The organism is Streptomyces sp. NPDC001941 (genome assembly GCF_040296945.1).
GTDB lineage: Bacteria > Actinomycetota > Actinomycetes > Streptomycetales > Streptomycetaceae > Streptomyces.
Map to the genome: position 1 here is coordinate 22,278 of NZ_JBEOYE010000113.1, position 6,000 is coordinate 28,277.

The window sequence follows — 6,000 nt, forward strand, 5'->3', positions numbered from 1 at the left end:
ACCTCGCGGTGCGGGCGCCGCCGACCGGGCGCGGGGGACGGCAGCCTGCGAATGCCCGGTCGGGCGCCGGTGGGCCCGTCGGATCCACGGAGGGGCCCACCGCTCACGTAATGATCATGGATTTCGCGCCCGGGGAGCTTCGGGGACGGAGCCCGGCCGGTTTGGCGTGAAGTTGCCTTCGCCGGCCGGTGGAACGCTGCCGGGACCCCGGATCGCCGCCTCGGAGCCGCGCACCCCGTGGCGGCCGACCTCAGGACGACGGCTTGGTGCGCGGGTGCAGGACCTCGTCGAGGGACGACTCGCGCCACCGCGCGAGCAGGGCGTGGAACGCCACCGCGCTGTGCGGGTAGGCGTGTCCGTCCGGTCGGCCGCGCCCCTCCCGGTTGTAGTAGCCGGGGGTGCACTCGGCGTGGAACCACTCGTGGGTGGGCGCCTCCTTGGCCAGCGTCGCGATCCAGGCGTCCTCGGCCCGGCGCGAGGGCTCGATCAGCGCCCCGGCCGCCTCCGCCGCCGCGACCAGGGCGGCGGCGTGGGTGGCCTGTTCGTCCAGGACGTGGGTGAAGTTGACGCTGCTGGCGTTGTGCAGGGACCCCATGTGGATCAGGTTGGGGAAGCCGTTGCCGGTGAAGCCGTGCAGGCTGCGGAGGCCCTCGCGCGCCCACTGGTCGAGGAGCTGGACGCCGCCTCGGCCGTGGACGGGAAGCCGCCCGGAGACGACGCCGGAGGTGCCGACGGAGAAGCCGGTGGCGAAGACCAGGCAGTCGAGCTCGTAGGTGACGCCCGCGACGACCACGCCGTGCGGGGTGATCCGCTCGATGCCGTGGGTGTCCGCCGTGTCGACCAGGACGACGTTGGGCCGGTTGAAGGCCGGGTAGTAGTGGTCGGAGAAGGCGGGGCGCTTGCAGGCGTAGCGGTACCAGGGCTTGAGCGCGGCGGCCGTGTCCGGGTCGGTGACGAGCTCCTCCACCCGGGCGCGCAGTTCGTTCATCTTCGCGGCGTCCGCGGTCGCGTACGCGGCCTCGTACGCGTCATCGGCGGCGGTGCGCCGGAAGCTCGGGGTGAGCTTCTCCAGCAGGGCGGCGGTCCGCGTCCAGCCGTCGTCCACGAGGTCCCGTTCGGCGCCCTCGCCGGAGACGACCTCCAGGAAGTTGTCCCGCCGGGACCGGGCCCAGCCCTCGTGCCCCGCGCCCACGTCGGCCGGCTCGGTGCGCCGGTTGCCGCGCACGTCCACGGTGGAGGGCGTGCGCTGGAACACGTACAGGCGCTCCGCGTCCTCGGCCAGCTTCGGGATGACCTGCACGCCCGTGGCCCCGGTGCCCACGATGCCGACGCGCTTGTCGGCGAGGCCCGTCATGCCGCCCTCGGGGCTGCCGCCGGTGTAGGCGTAGTCCCAGCGCGCGGTGTGGAAGGCGTGGCCCCGGAAGTCCTCGATGCCGGGGATGGCGGGCAGCTTCACGTCGGACAGGACCCCGGTGGCGGTGATGACGTACGTGGCGGTGAAGGCGTCGCCCCGGTCGGTGCGCACGGTCCACCGCTCGGCGGACTCCTCCCAGTGCAGCGAGGTGGCGACGGTGGAGAAGAGGGCGTCCGGGTAGAGGTCGAAGGCGCGGGCGACGCGCACGGCGTGGGCGCGGATCTCCTCGCCCGGCGCGTACTTCCAGCGCGGCACGTACCCGGTCTCGTCGAGCAGCGGCAGGTAGACGTGGGCCTCCACGTCGCAGTGGACGCCCGGGTAGCGGTTCCAGTACCAGGTGCCGCCGAAGTCCCCGCCCTTCTCCACGACCCGGATCCGGCGCACGCCCCGGCCGCGCAGCCGCGCCGCCGCGAGGAGGCCGCCGAAGCCGCCGCCGACGACCGCGACGTCCACGTGGTCCGTCAGCGGCGTGCGGTCCGCGTCCCGCGCGTGGGGATCGAGGCCGTAGGAGCCGAACCCGGCCTCGGTGGGGCGGTACTGGCGGACGCCGTCGGGGCGTATCCGGCGCTCGCGCTCCTGCGCGTAGCGGAGGTGGAGCGCGTTGACGTCCTCGGCGCTGGGGAGCTGGGCAGGCATGGGCGACCTCTCTGCGGGGAGCCGAACGGTCTTGGTGCGCGCGGGACTTGGTGCGGCGTGATCCCGGTGGGGCGGGCGGTCGTCGTCTACCGTAGCAACAACCGGACAACGCTGTCCGGTTGTTCGGCGCCCGCCCGCCCGACCAGTGTCCGGCCATTCCGCCCCACGGGCACCGGCCGTGCACCGTCCGGTGCGCGGTGGACGGCCGGTCCCCACGCGCGGCCCCGACGTACAGCCCGACGTACAGCCCCGACGTACAGGAAGAGGCATCATGCGACGACGTACGGTCCGTTCCCTGGCGGTGCTCGCCGCCCTCACCGCCCTCCCCCTGGCCGGCTGCGGCACGACCCCGGCGCCGGGCGCCGCCGCACCCGCCGCCGCGCCGGGGCACGCCACGATTCCCGCCCGCGAGGTGATGCGGCTGACCCGGGTCCACCCGGAGACCGGCATGACGCTGCTCGAAGGCCCGGTCTTCGACGCGCACGGCGACCTGGTCGTCGTCGACGTCACCGCCCCGCCGGGCGGGGCCAAGGTGATGCGCGTGGACCTGCGCACGCGCTCCGTCCGCCCCCTCGTCACCGACGGCCAAGGCGCTTACACCTCCGCCCAGTTCAGCCCCCACGACGGACGCCTGTACCTGACGGACTTCGCCCACGGAGAGATCGTGAGCACGGACGCGGACGGCGGTGACCGGCGCACGTTCTTCACCGGGGAGGTCGACGGCGCCCGGATGAGCCCCGACGACCTTGCCTTCGACCGCGAAGGACGGCTGTACGTCAGCGACTCGCGCGGCCTGTACGAGGAAGGGGCCAAGGGCCGCGTGGTGCGCATCGGCCGGGACGGCCGGGACGCCACCGTCCTGGCCCGCGGGCTCGAAGCCCCCAACGGCATCGCGTTCGCCTCCGACTGGCGCGGCCTGTGGGTCAGCGAGCTCACCGGCAACCGGATCCGCTACCTGCTGCTCGACGGCAAGGGGGCGGTGGCCAGCAACCACGTGGGGATGCGCGTCGACGCGGGCGTGGCGCAGTCGGACTCCCTCGCCGTGGACGCCGAAGGCAACGTGTACCAGGCCCTGCACGGCCGTCCCGCCATGGCCGTCTTCAACCGCTACGGCGACCGCCTGGCCACGGTGGAGGTGCCCGCCGAGCGGGCGCGGGGACTGACCTCGGCGACGAACGTGGCGATCAGGCCCGGCACGAGGAAGGCGTACCTGACGGTCAGCGGACCGGCGGGCGGCTACCTGTACTCCTTCGAGGCCCTGGGGGCGGGCGTACGGCAGTCCAACGGCGGTTAGCGGAAGACCTGTTGGCCCCCGCGGGCCGCCGTCTCATTCCTCGTACGGCGCCACCGGGCCCACCTCGACGCCGAGCAGGCGCCAGGCGGCCAGCGCACGGTGCTCGCGGGCAGCGCGGGGCACGCCGAGCACCGCGCCCGAGACCATGGCGACGGCGAGCATGAGGTCCGGTCCGGCCGGTCGCTGGCCCGGGGGCAGATGGCGGACCAGCGCCTGTTCCACGCGGTCGGACAGGCCCTGGGCGTAGGCGCGCACCCGGTCGGCGGGGGCGGTCCGGTCGGCGTGGAGGACGCCGAGGAAGGCCACGGACTCGGTGAGGTGCCAGGTGAGGATGCCCAGGAGCCGGGCCGGATCGGCCTCGGGGGCCGCTGCCGCCCGTTCGATCTGGCGCACGTTCTCCTCCAGCACGGCGGCCGCGACCGCCGCGCGGTCGGGGAAGTGGCGGTAGAGCACGGCCTGGCCGACCCCGGCGCGCCGCGCGACGGCCGACAGCGGGGCGTCCAGCCCGTGCTCCGCGTAGACCTCGCGCGCGGCGGCGAGGAGGGCGGCACGGTTGCGCGCGGCGGCCCTGGGCCCCTGGTTCACCGGTCGCTGGTTCACGGGCCGCCGTTCGTCCGCCCCGTCTCGCTGCGTCATCGGGGCAGGGTACCGGCCACGCGCCACGGCGCCCCCGCGCGGGGACGAGCGGCGGTAGGCGGGCTGGTACGGCGGCACGGGTGGCAGGGACCCGAGGTCACACGGCGGACCAGCCGTCGTCGACCGGCAGCACGGCGCCGTTGACGTGCTCGGCGGCGTCCGAGGCGAGGAAGAGGATGACCGCCGCCTGGTCCTCGGGCCGCGAGACCCGTCCGGCGCCGGCCAGGAGCGGGCGGATCGCGGCGGGGCCGTGGGCGCCCTCGACGACGTCGACGGTGATGTTGGTGGCGGTGCCGCCGGGCGCGATGGCGTTCGTACGGATGCCCTGCTTGCGGTACATGACGGCCAGGTTCCGCGTCAGGCCCACGACGGCGTGCTTGGAGGCGGTGTAGGCGGCCCCGGCGGCGCTGCCGCGCAGGCCGGCCTCGGACGCGGTGTTGACGATGGCGCCCCGCCCGGCGGCGAGCATGTGGGGCAGCACGGCGCGGGTGAGGAGGAACGGGGCGGTCAGGTTGACCCGTATGACGCGCTCCCACTCCTCGTCGGTGACGTCCGCCACGGCCGACATCCGGTCCATGACCCCGGCGTTGTTCACCAGGACGTCCACGCCACCGAAGCGCTCCACGGCGGTCCGCGCGACCTGGTCGACGACGTGCTGCTCGCTGAGGTCGCCGACGACCGCGACCGCGTCCCCGCCCGCCTCGGCGACCTCCTTGACGACGGCGTCGGCGCGGTCGCCGTCGATGTCCGCGACGACCACGCGGGCGCCTTCGGCGGCGAACGCGAGGGCCGCGGCCCGGCCGATGCCCGAACCGCCTCCGGTGATGATGACGCTGCGTCCGGCGAGGCCTGTGGCCATGAGATCTCTCCCGCTGTGTGTGGGTGGACGGGTGGCTGCGCGCGTGGTGCCGTGCGTACGACTATGAGCACGCCTACGGGTGCGTACGCCAGACCCCCTCCGGGGGCCGCCCCGGAAGGGAGGAAAAGGCGTTGCGGTCGCACGGAACCGGTCTGCTAGCCTTCCGGAGGCCGTGCGAGAGAACGAGGAGGTGGTACCCGTGAACGTATCGACGTGGGTGCTCTCCTCCGGGGTCACGGTCGGGCGATAGGTCGTCGTCCGGGAGCGCCGTCCGTGTGCTCTCCCGAAAGGCACGACCATGCACTTCACCTCTGAACAACACCTCGCCGACGGCGTGCGCGAGCGCGCGTTCACCCTCGGTGACATCCCCGGCCTCCTGTGGACCCCCGCTTCGGCGTCCGCCTCCGCACCGGTGCCGCTGATCCTGCTCGGCCACCCTCCCCTGGGACTGGGCAAGATGTACCCCCGCCTGGTGGCCCGGGCCCTCCAGGCCGCCTCCGACGGCTTCGCCGCGGCCACCATCGAGCTCCCCGGCAGCGGCGACCGGCCCCGGCTTCCCGCGCTCGACCGGGCCCGCGCCGAGCTGCGCGGGGCGATGCGGGCCGGTGAGCCGGTCGGGGACGAGATCGTCGACGCGCTCGTCCTCCCGCTGGTCGACCAGGCCGTCCCGGAATGGCAGTCCGCCCTCGACGCCCTCCTGGCGCTGCCCGAACTGCGCGGCCCGGTCGGGTTCTCGGGCGGCGTGATCTCCATCGGCGTACGGCTGGCCGTGGTCGAGCCGCGGATCTCGGCGGCCGTCCTGTTCGCCGGGAGCCTCGTCCCGCGCGCCGTCTTCGACGAGGCCCGTCGGGTGAGCATCCCGCTGCACGTCCTGCTCCAGTGGGACGACGAGGGCAACGAGCGGCAGGCGTCCCTCGACCTGTTCGACGCCTTCGGCTCTCGCGAGAAGTCCCTGCACGCCAACATGGGCGGGCACACCGGCGTCCCGCAGTCCGCGGGCGACGAGGCGGCCCGCTTCTTCACCCGGCATCTGAACTAGCGGGGAAAGGTCGTGGGGGGGGGGGGGGCGGCGGGCCCCCCCCCCACCCCAACCCCCGCCCCCCCCCCCACCCCCCCACCACCCCCAGAAAGAACACACCAACCCGCGAGGGGTACCGACCA

5 protein-coding genes are annotated in these 6,000 nt (G+C 74.5%); 2 read left to right on the forward strand and 3 right to left on the reverse strand.

All coding sequences use genetic code 11. The features are described from left to right. Positions 1-250: 250 nt before the first annotated feature. The gene (locus tag ABT160_RS40890; RefSeq protein WP_351653904.1) at positions 251-2,050 is read right to left on the reverse strand and encodes a flavin-containing monooxygenase; all 1,800 of its coding nucleotides are present in this window, start codon (positions 2,048-2,050) and stop codon (positions 251-253) included. 271 nt (positions 2,051-2,321) lie between these two features. On the opposite strand from ABT160_RS40890, the gene ABT160_RS40895 reads away from it, so the two are divergent. Further along, entirely contained in the window at positions 2,322-3,344 is a 1,023-nt protein-coding gene (locus tag ABT160_RS40895; protein WP_351653905.1) for an SMP-30/gluconolactonase/LRE family protein, read from the forward strand. A gap of 33 nt (positions 3,345-3,377) precedes the next feature. Here the strand turns inward: ABT160_RS40895 and ABT160_RS40900 are convergent, their stop codons facing one another. Continuing rightward, on the reverse strand, positions 3,378-3,980 hold the full coding sequence (locus ABT160_RS40900; protein WP_351653907.1) for a TetR/AcrR family transcriptional regulator: 603 nt from the start codon (positions 3,978-3,980) through the stop codon (positions 3,378-3,380). Between the two features lie 97 nt (positions 3,981-4,077). Then, complete coding sequence (locus tag ABT160_RS40905; protein WP_351653909.1) at positions 4,078-4,839, reverse strand: glucose 1-dehydrogenase; 762 nt, start codon at positions 4,837-4,839, stop codon at positions 4,078-4,080. Positions 4,840-5,137: 298 nt separating this feature from the next. Between ABT160_RS40905 and ABT160_RS40910 the strand changes: the two genes are divergently transcribed. Beyond that, complete coding sequence (locus ABT160_RS40910) at positions 5,138-5,878, forward strand: dienelactone hydrolase family protein (protein ID WP_351653911.1); 741 nt, start codon at positions 5,138-5,140, stop codon at positions 5,876-5,878. Positions 5,879-6,000: the final 122 nt, after the last annotated feature.

What these genes read in the sequence shown, in the direction of transcription:
- ABT160_RS40890 (WP_351653904.1), bottom strand. Translation starts at nt 2,050, where the DNA reads ATGCCTGCCCAGCTCCCCAGCGCCGAGGACGTCAACGCGCTCCACCTC.
- ABT160_RS40895 (WP_351653905.1), top strand. Translation starts at nt 2,322, where the DNA reads ATGCGACGACGTACGGTCCGTTCCCTGGCGGTGCTCGCCGCCCTCACC.
- ABT160_RS40900 (WP_351653907.1), bottom strand. Translation starts at nt 3,980, where the DNA reads ATGACGCAGCGAGACGGGGCGGACGAACGGCGGCCCGTGAACCAGCGA.
- ABT160_RS40905 (WP_351653909.1), bottom strand. Translation starts at nt 4,839, where the DNA reads ATGGCCACAGGCCTCGCCGGACGCAGCGTCATCATCACCGGAGGCGGT.
- ABT160_RS40910 (WP_351653911.1), top strand. Translation starts at nt 5,138, where the DNA reads ATGCACTTCACCTCTGAACAACACCTCGCCGACGGCGTGCGCGAGCGC.